This is a genomic window from Bradyrhizobium sp. SPXBL-04, from assembly GCF_051853035.1.
Lineage (GTDB): Bacteria > Pseudomonadota > Alphaproteobacteria > Rhizobiales > Xanthobacteraceae > Bradyrhizobium > Bradyrhizobium zhanjiangense.
On the sequence record NZ_CP182472.1, the window covers coordinates 5,039,892 to 5,053,548 of the forward strand.

Below are 13,657 nucleotides of genomic sequence, written 5' to 3' on the forward strand. Positions count from 1 at the left end.
TCCGCGCATGGACACCGGGTGTCGTCTTGTGCTGACCGGCTAGACGCCGATCACGGGAACACCGATCACGACAGGGTGGAACGCAAACGCCAGCGCAAGATAAGCGACAACACCGACTGCGATCGCGATCAAATCGTTGGTGACGCCGCCGACCGGGATCGGCGGGCCGCCGGCATCGGTGCGATGCTTCAGCGTGATGCGATCATACACCGCCCAACCCAGGAACGAGCCGAACAGGATGATGGAGCCGAGGTCGCCATTGGCGAGCAGATGCGCCGCTGCCCACAGCTTGATGCCGGCCAGCATCGGATGCTTCAGTGTCGCATAGATGCGGCCGCGCAGGTACGAGGCGACCACCAGGATGACGGCGGGCAGCATCAAGGCGAGCGTGATGTGCTTCAGCGCCTTCGGCGGATACCAGACGTCGATCCAGCCGGAACTGCGGTAATGGGCAAAGCCCCAGATGATCAGCACGAGCCCCGCGAGCGAAACCAGCGAATAGAGGATCTTGTAGGTCCCCTCACCTAGTCGTGCGATCGCCTCTGCGCGTGCCTTTCGTTTCGTCGTGAAAATATGGGCGGCAAAAAACAGCACCAGCCCCAGGATCATGACCACAAGACCCACGACATCCTCCCCTAAAGCAGCCCCCGCCTCTGAGGTATCATCGATTGGCCGCTGCTCGCAACTTATGCCCTACTTACCGATCTGCCGATTGTCGACGTACCGGATCGCGATTGGCCGTCCGGCCAGCGCGCCGCCGAGTCCGCCAGTGAATTTCAGCGGCAGGCATGCCTGCAGCGATGCATTGATGGCGTTCAGATAGGTCGTGCGGGTATCGGCCGGCACGCCCGCGGTCGCGTATGTGAGGCGCGGCGGGCCGATCAGGCCACCCGCCTTGTTGAAGCTGAAGCGCACCGACATCTGCATGCCGGCGCGCGCGTTGTCCGAGGGGGGCGACCAACAGCTGCGCAGCTCGGCAAAGAGATCGCCGATCGTATCGAGATCGTGATCGGGTTTCCGGTATTTGGCGCGGTCCGGCTCGGACGGCACGCTCTCGATCGTGAGCTGGAGGTTCTGGCCGTAGGGGTAATCGATTTCGGGAATGCAGGGGCCGGGCTCGAGCGGGCTGCAATAGGACGGCGTACAGGGCGGGCCGTCGAGCACGCTGCACGGCTCGTGCGAAAACGGGATCGGGTTGATCTGGCGGGGCCGCGCGTCGGCGGCGCCCACGGCCAAGAAGGTCAGCAACAGAACCAAGATTGCGCGCAGCATTGATAAGCACCGCGATGAGCGACCGCAATCATGTTGGAGATTTTGGAGCGGCTTCAAGCCTACCTTGTGTTCACATGCGCGCGTTCAAGCGCGGTGTCGTCGCCCGACTTGACCGGGCGACCCAGTACTCCGAGACAGATGTGACTGAATCGAGAGGCCGCGGCGTACTGGATGCCCCGGTCAAGCCGGGGCATGACAGCGGAGAGTGTGGCTGCACAGCGGAGGGTGTGGCTTGGGTGGCTGCGCAGCGGAGGGGGAGCTACGCGCGGCCGCCCTACCCCTTCTTCTTGACGTCCTTGACGTTGGTGAACTCGATGCCCTCGGCGCGTTCCCTGGTGTAGCCGAGATAGAACTCGTTTCGCGCCAGATACACGGGATCGCCGTCGACATCGTCGGCGATGCTCGAGGTGTTGGCGGCGATGAAGGTGTCGAGCTTCTTGCGATCCTCCGAGGAGACCCAGCGCGCGAGCTGGAACTCGCTGACCTCGAACTCGACCGGCAGCGAATATTCCGCCTCAAGCCGGGCCTTCAGCACGTCGAGCTGGAGCGCGCCGACGACGCCGACCAGCGCGGGCGCACCGTCGCGCGGACGGAACACCTGGACCACACCCTCCTCCGACATCTGCTGAAGCGCTTCCTTCAGCTTCTTCGCCTTCATCGCGTCGGTGAGACGAACGCGGCGGACGATTTCCGGCGCAAAGCTTGGCACGCCGACGAAGTTGAAATCCTCGCCCTCGGTCAGCGTGTCGCCGATGCGCAGCGTGCCGTGATTGGGAATGCCGACCACGTCGCCGGCAAAGGCCTCATCTGCGACCGAACGATCCTGCGCGAAGAAGAATTGCGGGCTCGACAGCGGCATGCTCTTGCCGGTGCGCACGAGCTTCGCCTTCATGCCGCGGCTGAGCTTGCCCGAGCAGAGCCGCGCAAACGCGATGCGGTCGCGATGGTTCGGATCCATGTTGGCCTGGATCTTGAACACGAAGGCGCTCATGCGCGGATCGGTGGCCTCGACCTTGCGCTGGTCGCTGTCCTGCGCGCGCGGCTCGGGCGCGAACTTGCCGAGGCCTTCCAGCAGGTCGCCGACGCCGAAATTGCGCAGCGCGCTGCCGAAATAGACCGGGGTCAGATGACCCTCGCGGAATGCTTCGAGCTCGAACGGTTTTGACGCTTCGGTGACGAGCTCGAGCTCGTCCTTCACCACTGATACGTCGAGATTCGCATTGAGCTTGGCGAGCTCGGCGATCTCGATCTGCTGCGCCGCGCCGGTCTTGGCGCCGCCACCTTCGAGCAGGCGCACGCCGCCATTGACGACGTCATAGGTGCCGAGGAAGTCGCGGCCGCGGCCGACCGGCCAGGTCATCGGCGTGGTGTCGAGCGCCAGCGTCTTCTCGATCTCGTCGAGCAGCTCGAAGACGTCCCGGCTCTCGCGGTCCATCTTGTTGATGAAGGTGATGATCGGGATATCCCGAAGACGACACACCTCGAACAGCTTCCGGGTCCGCGCCTCGATGCCCTTGGCGGCGTCGATCACCATCACGGCGGAATCGACCGCCGTCAGCGTGCGATAGGTGTCTTCCGAAAAGTCCTCGTGGCCCGGCGTGTCCAGCAGGTTGAAGACGAGGCCTTCGAACTCGAAAGTCATCACCGAGGTCACGACCGAGATGCCGCGCTCGCGCTCGATCTTCATCCAGTCCGATCGTGTGTTGCGCCGCTCGCCCTTGGCCTTGACCTGGCCGGCGAGGTTAATGGCGCCGCCGAACAGCAGCAGCTTCTCGGTCAGCGTGGTCTTGCCGGCGTCGGGGTGGGAGATGATCGCAAAGGTCCGCCGCCGCGACACTTCAGCGGCAAGCGGGGAACGGGCCGGCGATTCGGCTGCGGTGGTGGCGATGTCGGACATGGCGGGAGCGTTTGGCAGGGAAAATGGGCCTTATCAAGCCTGATTTGGTGATTGCGGAGCCCCTCGGCCAGCCCCATATCGCCGTTTGGGAGGGACGGCCCTCCCTTTCATAGGTCATTGCCTTGCGGGGACGACCCTGCCTTGCCCGGAGGGTCGTCATGGCCTGGAGCATCTTGTTCGTCGCCGGTCTTCTCGAGATCACCTGGGCGATCGGCCTGAAATATACCGAGGGCTTCAGCAAGCTTGTTCCGTCGGTCGTCACACTCGCGGCCATGGCCGGCAGCATCATCCTGCTCGGAGTTGCTCTCAAATCACTGCCCGTCGGAACCGCCTACGCAGTCTGGACCGGAATCGGCGCGATCGGCACCGCGACGCTGGGCATCATCCTGTTCGGTGAGCCCGCGACCGCTTTCCGGCTCGCCAGCATCGCCTTGATCATCGCCGGAATTATCGGATTGAAGCTCGTTACTTGACTATCTGGACCGCCCACCAGCTCAGCGCGGCCACGAGGGCCGCGGCCGGGATCGTGATCACCCAGGCATAGACGATCGAGCTCGCGACATTCCAGCGCACCGCCGAGACACGGCGGGCTGCGCCGACGCCGACGATGGCGCCGGTGATGGTGTGGGTGGTCGAGACGGGAACGCCGAGGAAGGTCGCCATGAACAGGGTCGCAGCGCCGCCGGTCTCGGCGCAAAAGCCCTGCATCGGAGTCAATTTGGTGATGCGCAGGCCCATGGTGCGGACGATGCGCCAGCCACCCATCAGCGTGCCCAGTGCCATCGCGGCCTGGCAGGACAGCACCACCCAGAACGGTACGGAGAATTCGCTGCCGAGATGGCCCTGCGAATAGAGCAGCACCGCGATGATACCCATGGTCTTCTGCGCATCATTGCCGCCATGGCCGAGCGAATAGAGCGAGGCAGAGGCGAATTGCAGGATGCGGAAGGCGCGGTCGACCGCGAACGGTGTCGAGCGCACCGAGGCCCAGGACACGATCGCCACCAGCATCATCGCGAGCAGGAAGCCGACCAGCGGCGACAGCACGATCGCCAGCACCGTCTTGGACAACCCGCTCCACACCGCCGCCGAAATGCCCGCCTTGGCCATGCCGCCACCGACGAGGCCGCCGATCAGCGCATGCGACGACGAGGACGGGATGCCGAGCGCCCAGGTCACGATGTTCCAGACGATGGCCCCGACCAAGGCCGCGAAGATCACCTGGGCGTCGACGATCGAGGGATCGATGATGCCGGTGCCGATGGTCTGGGCGACGTGCAGCCCGAACACCATGAAGGCGACGAAATTGAAGAATGCGGCCCAGAACACCGCGAATTGGGGCCGCAGCACGCGGGTCGAGACGATGGTCGCAATCGAATTGGCGGCGTCATGCAGGCCGTTCAGGAAATCGAACAGCAGCGCGACGGCAATCAAGCCGACCAGAACGGGAAAACCCAACGCAGCATCCACGGCGCGGCCCCTGCCTTAAAGCTTACGCATGATTTGAGCGGAAAACCGCTGCACACTTTTCCGCATCATGCGCTACACTTGCTCGATGACGATGCTGTTGATCTCGTTGGCGACGTCATCAAAGCGGTCGGCAACCTTTTCGAGATGGTCGTAGATCTCGACACCGACGATGAAGTCCATCGCGTTGCCGTTGCGATGCTTGAGGAACAGCTCCTTCAGGCCGATGTCGTGGAGGTCGTCGACGCGGCCCTCCAGCTTGCCCAGTTCCTCCGTGATCGCGCTCAGCATGGCGACGTTCGGGCCGATCGACTGCATCAGCGGCAGCGCGCGTCCCACCAGATTGGCGCATTCGATCAGAAGCCCGCCGATCTCGCGCATCGGCGGCTCGAAGGCGCGGACCTCGAACAGCATGACGGCCTTCGCCGTTTGCTGCATCTGGTCGATGGCGTCGTCCATCGAGGTGATCAGGTTCTTGATGTCGCCGCGGTCGAACGGGGTAATGAAGGTGCGGCGCACTGCCGTCAGCACCTCGCGGGTGATGTTGTCGGCGTCGTTCTCGAACTGATTGACGCGCTGGCAATAGACCGGCGTCTCCTCGCCCCCGTTGAGCATGCCCTGGAGCGCGATCGAGCCCTGGATCACGGTCTGGGCATGACGGTCGAACAGGTCGAAGAACCGTTCTTCCTTGGGCAGGAAAGCACGAAACCATCGCATCATGGGGACAGGCTACCGGTTGGAAATGGCCCGGCCCGGAAGGGCCGTCATGAAACTGTCATAGACCATTTTCGATCCACGCGCGTGTCATCTCGCGCCCGCGGAGCCGGGTCATCCACCGCTTTCAAGCGACCGACAAACCTATTTAAAATCAGCTACTTAGAGCGATCGCCGGAAGTAATGCGCGATTTCACCGATGACGCCGCGGCGGAAGGTGAGCACGCAGATCACGAAGATTCCACCCTGGATCACCGTCACCCACTGGCCGAAGCCCGCCAGATATTGCTGCATGGCGATGATCACGAAGGCGCCGATCACGGGACCGAAAATGGTTCCGAGACCGCCGACCAGCGTCATCAGCACGACTTCGCCCGACATCGACCAGTGCACGTCGGTGAGCGAGGCGTTCTGCGCCACGAACACTTTCAGCGCCCCGGCAAAGCCGGCCAGCGTGCCCGACAGGATGAAGGCCAGGAACTTGTATTGGTCGGTTCGGTAGCCGAGCGAGATCGCCCGCTGCTCGTTCTCGCGGATCGACTTCAACACCTCGCCGAACGGCGAGTTGATGATGCGGAAGATCAAGAGGAAGCCTGCGAGGAAGCCGACCAGCACGACGTAATAAAGCACCGTCGGCTTGGACAGATCGAACACGCCGAACATGTGCCCTTGCGGAATGCCCTGGATGCCGTCCTCGCCGTGCGTGAACGGCGCCTGGAGGTAGATGAAGTACAGGAGCTGCGACAGCGCCAGGGTGATCATCGAGAAATAGATGCCCTGGCGGCGGATCGAGATGTAGCCCGTCACGATCGACAGCACGAACGCCGCGGCGACGCCGACGAGGATGCCGAGCTCGGGCGGGAGCGCCCAGACCTTCAGCGCATGCGCACTGCAATAGCCCGCGGTTCCCAGGAACATGGCGTGGCCGAACGACAGCAGCCCGCCATAGCCGACCAGCAGATTGAAGGCGCAGGCGAGCAGCGCAAAGCACAGCGCCTGCATCACGAAGAACGGATAGACTCCCGTGAACGGCACCGCCGCCAACAGCAGGGCCATCACCACGAAGACGAGCATCTCGTCGCGCATGGCGCGAGGGGTTGTCGGCAGCGTGTCGTCCGTCAGGGTCGTCATGTCAGGCTGCCCTTCCCGTCAATCCCGTTGGCTTCACCAAGAGCACCAGCACCATCAGCACGAACACGACGGTGTTGGAGGCCTCGGGGTAGAAATACTTGGTCAGGCCCTCGATCACGCCGAGCGCAAAGCCGGTGATGATGGAGCCCATGATCGATCCCATGCCGCCGATCACGACCACCGCGAACACGACGATGATGAGGTCGGCGCCCATCAGCGGCCGCACCTGATTGATCGGCGCCGAGAGCACGCCGGCGAGCGCGGCAAGGCCGACACCGAGACCGTAAGTCAACGTGATCATGCGCGGCACGTTGATGCCGAAGGCGCGCACCAGCGTCGGGTTTTCAGTGGCGGCGCGCAGGTAAGCGCCGAGCTGGGTCTTCTCGATCAGGAACCAGGTCGCAAGGCACACCGCCAGCGAGAACACGACGACCCAGCCGCGATAGACCGGTAAGAACATGAAGCCGAGATTCATGCCGCCCCTGAGCTGGTCCGGAATGGCATAAGGCAGACCGGAGGAGCCAAAGTAGTTCTGGAACACGCCCTGCACGATCAGCGCGATGCCGAAGGTCAGGAGCAGGCCGTAGAGATGATCGAGCCCGGTCAGCCATTGCAGCATGGTCCGCTCCAGGATCATGCCGAAGATGCCGACGATGATGGGCGCCAGCAGCAACGCCCACCAATAGTTGATGCCGCCGAGGTTCAACAGGAAATAGGCGACGAACGCGCCCATCATGTAGAGCGCGCCATGGGCGAAATTGATGATGTTGAGCATGCCGAAGATCACGGCAAGCCCGAGACTGAGCAGCGCGTAGAACGAGCCGTTGATCAGTCCCACCAGTAGCTGAGCGTATAGAGCCTGCATCGATCGATCTCGTACCCAGTCCCGTTTTGTTGACGACGGTGCCCGCCAGCGGACGCTGTCGGTACTACTTCTTCACCAGCGGACAGGCGCTTTCCGAGAGCGGCCTGAAAGCCTGGTCTGCCGCCGTCGTGCCGATCAGCTTGTAGTAGTCCCACGGCCCCTTGGATTCCTCGGGCTTCTTGACCTCGAACAGATAGGCGGGATGGAGCTTGCGGCCGTCCGCGCGGATCGTGCCCTTGCCGAACAGTGGATCGTCCGTCGGCATTTCCTTCATCTTGGCGACCACCTTGGCGCCATCGTGCGGATTGCCACCCAACGCTTCCAGCGTCTTGAAATAATGGATCAGGCCCGAGTAGACGCCGGCCTGCACCATCGAAGGCATCGCCTTGTTCTTCATCTTTTCGGAGAAACGCTTGGAGAAGGCCCGGGTGCCGTCGTTCAAATCCCAATAGAAGGTTTCGGTGAAGTTCAGCCCCTGCGCCACTTTCAATCCGAGCGCATGGACGTCGGTGATGAACAGCAGAAGCCCGGCGAGCTTCTGGCCACCTGCGACGATGCCGAATTCCGCCGCCTGCTTGATCGTGTTGGTGGTGTCACCACCGGCGTTCGCCATGCCGATGATCTTGGCTTTCGACGCCTGCGCCTGCAGGAGGAACGAGGAGAAGTCCGCGGTATTGAGCGGATGCTTGACGCTCCCGATCACCTTGCCGCCTGATTTGACCACGACTGCGGCGGTGTCGCGCTCGAGCGCGTGACCAAAGGCGTAGTCGGCGGTCAGAAAGTACCATGTGTCGCCGCCAGCCTTCACCAGCGCCTGTCCCGTGCTGTTGGCCAGCATGTAGGTGTCGTAGACCCAGTGGATCGTGTTCGGCGAACATTGCGCGTTTGTCAGATCGGACGTCGCCGCACCCGTGTCGATCAGAATCGAATTCTTTTCCCTGACGACATTGTTCACCGCCAGCGCCACGCCGGAGTTCAGCACGTCCATGAAGACGTCGACCTTCTCGACATCGATCCACTGCCGCGCGATCGCGGTGCCGATGTCGGGCTTGTTCTGATGGTCGGCGGAGATGAGATCGACCTTCCAACCCTTGGCTGCAAGCCCGGAATCCTCGATCGCCATCTGCGCGGCCAGCGTCGAGCCGGGACCTCCAAGGTCGGCGTAGAGCCCGGAGTTGTCGGTGAGCACGCCGATCTTGATGGTCTTGTCCTGCGCCATCGCGCCGCTTGTCGCTGCAAGCGCCAGCGCGGTGCCGAGTAGAAATGAAGCGATTGACCGGGTGTTCATGCGGCTTCCCTCTCTAAATATTCTCGTTGGTTCTAACTTGTTTGGCAGTTCTAGACGCCGAGATAGGTGTGGAGCTTGTCCATGTTGGCGGCAAGCTCGGCGTTGGAAAAACCGTCAATGATCTTGCCGTGCTCGACCACGTAGTAGCGGTCGGCGACGGTGGATGCGAAGCGGAAGTTCTGCTCGACCAGGAGGATCGTGAAGCCCTCCTTCTTGAGCCGCGCAATGGTGTGGCCGATCTGCTGGATGATGACGGGCGCGAGGCCCTCGGTCGGCTCGTCCAGCATCAGGAAGCTCGCGCCGGTGCGCAGGATGCGCGCGATCGCGAGCATCTGCTGCTCGCCGCCCGACAGCTTGGTGCCCTGGCTGTTGAGCCGCTCCTTCAGGTTCGGGAACAGGTCGAAGATCTGATCGAGCGGCAGCCCGCCTTCGCGGACGACCGGCGGCAACATCAGATTCTCCCGCACGTCGAGGCTGGAGAATATGCCCCGCTCCTCGGGGCAGAACGCGATGCCCATGCGCGCGATCTTGTCGGAGGTCGCGCGGATGATGTCCTGATTGTTGAACTTCACCGAGCCCGAGCGCTTGCCGATGATGCCCATGATCGACTTCAACGTGGTCGTCTTGCCGGCGCCGTTGCGCCCGAGCAAGGTGACGACCTCACCCGCGTTCACGTCGAAGTTGATCCCGTGCAGGATGTGAGACTCGCCGTACCAGGCTTCGAGGTTGCGGACTTGAAGGATGTTTCCGCCGGTCGCAGCCTTTGCGGGGGCCTGGGCGATCGCAGTGTCAGGCATGACCGGCTCCCAGATAGGCTTCCTTGACGCGTTCGTCCTTGGTGAGCTCGGAGTAATGGCCTTGCGCGAGCACCTGCCCGCGCGTCAGCACGGTGATGATGTCGGAGAGATTGGCCACGACGCTCAAATTATGCTCGACCATCAGAATGGTATATTTCGCGGAAATGCGCTTGATCAGCGCCGCGATCTTGTCGATGTCCTCGTGACCCATGCCGGCCATCGGCTCGTCCAGCAGCATCATCTCGGGGTCGAGCGCGAGCGTGGTTGCGATCTCCAGTGCGCGCTTGCGCCCGTAGGGCATCTCGACCGCAGGCGTATTGGCAAACTCGCTGAGGCCGACATCGTTCAACAGTTCGCGCGCGCGATCGTTGAAGCGGTTGAGCACGGACTTGGAACGCCAGAAGTCGAACGAAGAGCCGTGCTGGCGCTGAAGTGCGACGCGGACGTTCTCCAGCGCCGTGAGATGCGGAAACACGGCCGAAATCTGGAAGGAGCGAACCAGGCCCATACGGGCCACGTCCGCCGGGGCCATCGCAGTGATGTCCTGCCCCTTGTACAGGATCTTTCCGGCAGACGGTTTAAGGAACTTGGTCAATAGATTGAAGCACGTCGTCTTGCCGGCGCCGTTCGGCCCGATCAACGCATGAATGCTCCCACGGCGAACCTTGAGCGCAACGTCGCGGACGGCGAAGAAGCCCGCGAACTCCTTGGTCAAGCCTTCCGTTTCGAGAATGAACTCATCGGCCAAACAGATTTCCCCCTCCCCGCGCGACGCGCTGGCCGCGCGTGGCTGTCCTTGTTGACTTCGGCTTTCCGGAGGCCTTGCAGCCCATCCGGAACGCCGCCTCCGGGCGCGGAATATGCCGGAGGTGACGGGGGTTAGGCAAGGCGGAAAGCTGAGCAGATCAGGCCTCCGGCTGGGATACAAATGCTCCCTTAGTCGGAGATGTTTTGATGTCGTGCCTGCCCGGCCTCCCGGTTCGCGAAGCACCGGTCATCAAGCCGTCGTTAACGGTCTTTCGTCTCCCGCGCCAGCCTTCATAGAAAATTTTCCCGCGGCGAGGATCATGTGCGGGTTTTGACATGCCGGGAATATTGTTTTGGATTTCGCAAGCGCCGCGCCCTCCGTCGTCAAGTCGATCAGGCAGCGTGATCTCCTGAACACGTGGCTGCGACTTTATGCGCGCCAGCAGGTCGCACCGGCGATCTGGGAGTACCAGCCTGCGCGACTCGAGGAAGAGCTGTCCGATCTCATCTATTACACGGTGGACAATTCGACGCCGACGCCGCACCTGACCATCCAGAGCGAAGGCACGCGCATCTCGCGCGCTTATGGAAATGCCGGCAAGGGCACCCTGCTGCACGACTATGTCGGACCGCGGCTCGCGCCCTTCGTGATGCCGATCTATCACGAATGCGTTGCGCGCGCGCTTCCGATCTATAGCGTTGCCGACATCGATGACATCTACGGTCGCATCGTCGCCTATGAACGGCTGCTGCTGCCGTTCCTGACCGAGGACAAGGTCAGCCACGTCATCGCGTCGGTGAAGACCTTCTGCGAGGACGGCGGCTTCGAGATCAAGAATCTGATGCGCGGAAATGACGCGCCGCCACGTCCGAGGCTGCGCGCCGTGATCGACCGCGACCTCTTTCATCGCGCCCCCGGCCGCATCGCGGCGGCCGATGTGGTCGAGCTCGCCGACCAATCCAGCCCAAGCGTCACCGCCGAGATCATCGAGCTGAACTAACGCGCCTTGGCTCCAACGTTCTTGGCCCCGACTTCCTTTGCATAGATCTCCGGCTTGAAGCCGACCAGCAGCTTGCCGCCGATTTCCAGCACCGGCCGCTTGATCATCGATGGTTGCGCTAGCATCAACGCCAGCGCCTTCTTCTCACCAAGGCCTTCCTTGTCGGAATCGGAGAGCTTCTTGAAGGTCGTGCCGGCGCGATTGAGCAACGTCTCCCAGCCGACCTTGTCGCTCCACTGCTTGAGCTTGTCCTTCTCGACTCCCGCCGTCTTGTAGTCGTGAAACGCGTAAGGCACGCCATGGCTGTCGAGCCAAGTGCGCGCCTTTTTCATGGTGTCGCAGTTCTTGATACCGTAGATGATGTTGGGCAAGTCGTTCCTCGCGCATGCGTCGTATCGTGACCGCCGCGTTGTACGAAACTCCGGTTCGCGCGACAATATTCCGAACGACGCCACTCCCCGAACGGATACACCATGCACGTCACCCACGATCCCGCGGCCGCCGCCTCGCCGACCATCGACTTCAACAGCTTCCTCGCGGTCGATATCCGCGTCGGCACCATCGTCGATGCCAAGCCGTTCCCGGAGGCGCGCAAGCCAGCCTGGCGGCTATGGATCGACTTCGGTCCTGCGATCGGCGTCCGCAAGAGCTCGGCACAGATCACCGAAAATCATCCGCTCGAGTCGTTGGTCGGGCTGCAGGTCGCGGCCGTCGTCAATTTCCCGCCGCGCCAGATCGGCCCGGTCGTATCCGAGGTGCTGACGCTCGGTTTCCCCGATGCTGCCGGCAAGGTTGTGCTGGTGCAGCCAAGCAAGCCCGTGCCGAACGGCGGACGGCTGTTCTAGCGGCACACGATCGAGAGCCGGGCCGCCGCCTCCATCGGCGTCCCGCAACGCTCAATCCGCTTTTTTACGGCATCGGGAGGTCCGGACTTGACCGAAATTCCTTCTAGCATTAAAAATGACTGACTAGTCATTTTTTATATTTATCGGCTTAGGACAGGCTCTGCCCTACCGATGGCTAAAAGGATCGATCGGTCAGTTATTTGAGACCACCAAATGCCCAAGATCAGCGACAAGCAACGCGAAGGCCGGCGCCAGCAGATCCTCGAAGCTGCCCTCGCTTGCTTCGCTGAAGACGGTTTTCACCAGACCGGCATGGCCGACATCGTCGAGCGATCCGGACTGAGCCATGGCGCGGTCTATCTCTACTTCCAGAGTAAGGACGATCTGATCGAAGCGCTCGCCGATGACCGGCACCGCCGCGAAAACGTGCTCAACTCGGTCGCGCAAGGATCGGGCGATCCGATCGAAGGACTTCACGCGCTGGTCCGCGTCTATGCGCAATGGCTCACCGATCCCGCCGGCGAAGCGCGGCGTCGCGTCGGCATCCATGGCTGGGCCGAGGCCCTGCGTAACCGCCGCGTCCGTACCAGCGTCGTCGAGGGCATCGACATGCCTCGCGCGCTGATCGTCGCGCTCATCGAGCGTGGCCAGCATGCCGGCCTCATCAAGCGCGACCTCAGTGCGGACGCGATCGCGCGCGTGCTGATCGCGATCTTCCAGGGATTTGTGCTGCAAAAGTGCTGGGGCGAGGATGTTGACGTCGAGGCCTGCATGGCAGCCGTGGCCGGTGTGATCGAGGGCTTTCGCGCCACCAAGTCTGACATGAAGCGACGAACCAGGGCGTGAGCGATGTCCTGGATTCACGACCTCCTCGCTGGCGCCGGTGTCGGCCTCGTGGGCGGGCTGACATCGGGCTTCATGGGCGTGAGCCCGGGTGGCGGCCTCGTGATCTTCTCCGTCCTGCTGCTCGGCGCCGAGCAGCACGTCGCGCAGGGCACATCGCTGATCGCGCAGGTGCCTCCGACGGGCCTTGCGGGCGTGCGCCGCTACTGGCAGAGCGGCAAGCGCAGCCGGTTGCCATGGATCGGCTGGATCGGCCTCGGATTCCTCATCGGTGGCGCCGGCGGCGGTTACGCCGCGGCCGCGGTCTCCGACTCGGTCCTACAATGGACTTACGTCGTCTACCTCGTCGCGCTGATCGCTCTGCTGATCCTGCGCCGCGAGCGTAAGGACGGGAGCAATGAGGCCGGCGACCGCAATGATCTGCCCTGGCTACCCCTGCTCCTGATCGGCATGCTTGCCGGATTTTCGTCCGGCTTCATGGGAATCGGCGGTGGCCTCGCGATCACCGTCGGCCTCGCTGCGAGTCTTCGCCTCCCGCAGCATCAGGCGCAACTCATCAGCCTCATCTTCTCGGTCATCCCGACCACCGTCCCTCCGGCCTGGATCTACTGGAGCAAGGGCTTGATGGTCGGCTGGCCCGCCATCATCGGTATTTTGGCCGGACTTTGGATCGGCACCGATCTCGGCGCACGCGCGGCCAATGGCGTCAGCAAATCGATGCTGCGCCGGATGATGATCGGCTTCGTCGCATTGATGGCGCTCTACATGAGCTACAAGGCTCTGTTCTAGC

Annotated in this window: 16 protein-coding genes; 5 read left to right on the plus strand and 11 right to left on the minus strand. The window is 62.7% G+C overall.

The genetic code is table 11. The annotated features are described in order from the left end of the window. Positions 1 to 39: 39 nt before the first annotated feature. From ACNJX8_RS23990 to ACNJX8_RS24000, 3 genes are all read right to left on the minus strand, one after another. Positions 40 to 624 carry an NnrU family protein gene (locus ACNJX8_RS23990; protein ID WP_091894996.1) on the minus strand — a complete coding sequence of 195 codons (585 nt, stop codon included), beginning with the start codon at positions 622 to 624 and terminating at the stop codon, positions 40 to 42. A gap of 69 nt (positions 625 to 693) precedes the next feature. Then, positions 694 to 1,272 (minus strand): hypothetical protein, encoded by a 579-nt coding sequence (locus ACNJX8_RS23995; protein ID WP_439356986.1) that lies wholly within the window; start codon positions 1,270 to 1,272, stop codon positions 694 to 696. 274 nt (positions 1,273 to 1,546) lie between these two features. Next, on the minus strand, positions 1,547 to 3,169 hold the full coding sequence (locus ACNJX8_RS24000) for a peptide chain release factor 3 (RefSeq protein WP_128934307.1): 1,623 nt from the start codon (positions 3,167 to 3,169) through the stop codon (positions 1,547 to 1,549). 158 nt (positions 3,170 to 3,327) lie between these two features. Between ACNJX8_RS24000 and sugE the strand changes: the two genes are divergently transcribed. Beyond that, complete coding sequence (gene sugE / locus ACNJX8_RS24005) at positions 3,328 to 3,642, plus strand: quaternary ammonium compound efflux SMR transporter SugE (RefSeq protein WP_439356988.1); 315 nt, start codon at positions 3,328 to 3,330, stop codon at positions 3,640 to 3,642. Here sugE and ACNJX8_RS24010 read toward each other — a convergent pair. The 7 genes from ACNJX8_RS24010 to ACNJX8_RS24040 all read right to left on the minus strand — a co-directional run bounded on the left by ACNJX8_RS24010 (position 3,635) and on the right by ACNJX8_RS24040 (position 10,179). Beyond that, entirely contained in the window at positions 3,635 to 4,639 is a 1,005-nt protein-coding gene (locus ACNJX8_RS24010; protein ID WP_128942515.1) for an inorganic phosphate transporter, read from the minus strand. The two genes, sugE and ACNJX8_RS24010, sit on opposite strands and share 8 nt — an antisense overlap. Before the next feature lie 72 nt (positions 4,640 to 4,711). Continuing rightward, positions 4,712 to 5,356, minus strand: coding sequence for a DUF47 domain-containing protein (locus tag ACNJX8_RS24015; protein WP_091894987.1), 645 nt, complete (start codon positions 5,354 to 5,356; stop codon positions 4,712 to 4,714). Positions 5,357 to 5,512: 156 nt separating this feature from the next. After that, on the minus strand, positions 5,513 to 6,481 hold the full coding sequence (locus ACNJX8_RS24020; RefSeq protein WP_128934310.1) for a branched-chain amino acid ABC transporter permease: 969 nt from the start codon (positions 6,479 to 6,481) through the stop codon (positions 5,513 to 5,515). A 1-nt stretch (position 6,482) separates the two neighbouring features. Beyond that, entirely contained in the window at positions 6,483 to 7,346 is an 864-nt protein-coding gene (locus ACNJX8_RS24025; RefSeq protein WP_025035788.1) for a branched-chain amino acid ABC transporter permease, read from the minus strand. A gap of 64 nt (positions 7,347 to 7,410) precedes the next feature. After that, positions 7,411 to 8,634 carry an ABC transporter substrate-binding protein gene (locus tag ACNJX8_RS24030; protein WP_091894983.1) on the minus strand — a complete coding sequence of 408 codons (1,224 nt, stop codon included), beginning with the start codon at positions 8,632 to 8,634 and terminating at the stop codon, positions 7,411 to 7,413. A 50-nt stretch (positions 8,635 to 8,684) separates the two neighbouring features. Then, positions 8,685 to 9,431, minus strand: coding sequence for an ABC transporter ATP-binding protein (locus ACNJX8_RS24035; protein WP_091894981.1), 747 nt, complete (start codon positions 9,429 to 9,431; stop codon positions 8,685 to 8,687). Further along, positions 9,424 to 10,179, minus strand: a complete 756-nt coding sequence (locus tag ACNJX8_RS24040; protein WP_008551999.1) for an ABC transporter ATP-binding protein — start codon at positions 10,177 to 10,179, stop codon at positions 9,424 to 9,426. Before ACNJX8_RS24040 ends, ACNJX8_RS24035 begins: the two co-directional genes overlap by 8 nt. A 352-nt stretch (positions 10,180 to 10,531) precedes the next feature. Here ACNJX8_RS24040 and ACNJX8_RS24045 point away from each other — a divergent pair, with 352 nt between their 5' ends. Beyond that, the gene (locus ACNJX8_RS24045) at positions 10,532 to 11,179 is read left to right on the plus strand and encodes a hypothetical protein (RefSeq protein ID WP_439356992.1); all 648 of its coding nucleotides are present in this window, start codon (positions 10,532 to 10,534) and stop codon (positions 11,177 to 11,179) included. Here ACNJX8_RS24045 and ACNJX8_RS24050 read toward each other — a convergent pair. Then, the gene (locus ACNJX8_RS24050) at positions 11,176 to 11,550 is read right to left on the minus strand and encodes an ArsC family reductase (protein ID WP_249761190.1); all 375 of its coding nucleotides are present in this window, start codon (positions 11,548 to 11,550) and stop codon (positions 11,176 to 11,178) included. The two genes, ACNJX8_RS24045 and ACNJX8_RS24050, sit on opposite strands and share 4 nt — an antisense overlap. 102 nt (positions 11,551 to 11,652) lie before the next feature. Between ACNJX8_RS24050 and ACNJX8_RS24055 the strand changes: the two genes are divergently transcribed. From ACNJX8_RS24055 to ACNJX8_RS24065, 3 genes are all read left to right on the plus strand, one after another. Continuing rightward, positions 11,653 to 12,024, plus strand: coding sequence for a tRNA-binding protein (locus ACNJX8_RS24055; protein WP_091894975.1), 372 nt, complete (start codon positions 11,653 to 11,655; stop codon positions 12,022 to 12,024). Between the two features lie 213 nt (positions 12,025 to 12,237). After that, positions 12,238 to 12,870, plus strand: coding sequence for a TetR/AcrR family transcriptional regulator (locus ACNJX8_RS24060; protein WP_439356993.1), 633 nt, complete (start codon positions 12,238 to 12,240; stop codon positions 12,868 to 12,870). Positions 12,871 to 12,873: 3 nt separating this feature from the next. Then, entirely contained in the window at positions 12,874 to 13,656 is a 783-nt protein-coding gene (locus tag ACNJX8_RS24065; protein ID WP_439356995.1) for a sulfite exporter TauE/SafE family protein, read from the plus strand. Position 13,657: the final 1 nt, after the last annotated feature.

Excerpts from the sequence above, each read along its gene's own strand:
- ACNJX8_RS23995 (WP_439356986.1), bottom strand. The coding sequence starts at position 1,272 with ATGCTGCGCGCAATCTTGGTTCTGTTGCTGACCTTCTTGGCCGTGGGC.
- ACNJX8_RS24000 (WP_128934307.1), bottom strand. The coding sequence starts at position 3,169 with ATGTCCGACATCGCCACCACCGCAGCCGAATCGCCGGCCCGTTCCCCG.
- sugE (WP_439356988.1), top strand. The coding sequence starts at position 3,328 with ATGGCCTGGAGCATCTTGTTCGTCGCCGGTCTTCTCGAGATCACCTGG.
- ACNJX8_RS24015 (WP_091894987.1), bottom strand. The coding sequence starts at position 5,356 with ATGATGCGATGGTTTCGTGCTTTCCTGCCCAAGGAAGAACGGTTCTTC.
- ACNJX8_RS24020 (WP_128934310.1), bottom strand. The coding sequence starts at position 6,481 with ATGACGACCCTGACGGACGACACGCTGCCGACAACCCCTCGCGCCATG.
- ACNJX8_RS24025 (WP_025035788.1), bottom strand. The coding sequence starts at position 7,346 with ATGCAGGCTCTATACGCTCAGCTACTGGTGGGACTGATCAACGGCTCG.
- ACNJX8_RS24030 (WP_091894983.1), bottom strand. The coding sequence starts at position 8,634 with ATGAACACCCGGTCAATCGCTTCATTTCTACTCGGCACCGCGCTGGCG.
- ACNJX8_RS24035 (WP_091894981.1), bottom strand. The coding sequence starts at position 9,431 with ATGCCTGACACTGCGATCGCCCAGGCCCCCGCAAAGGCTGCGACCGGC.
- ACNJX8_RS24055 (WP_091894975.1), top strand. The coding sequence starts at position 11,653 with ATGCACGTCACCCACGATCCCGCGGCCGCCGCCTCGCCGACCATCGAC.
- ACNJX8_RS24060 (WP_439356993.1), top strand. The coding sequence starts at position 12,238 with ATGCCCAAGATCAGCGACAAGCAACGCGAAGGCCGGCGCCAGCAGATC.
- ACNJX8_RS24065 (WP_439356995.1), top strand. The coding sequence starts at position 12,874 with ATGTCCTGGATTCACGACCTCCTCGCTGGCGCCGGTGTCGGCCTCGTG.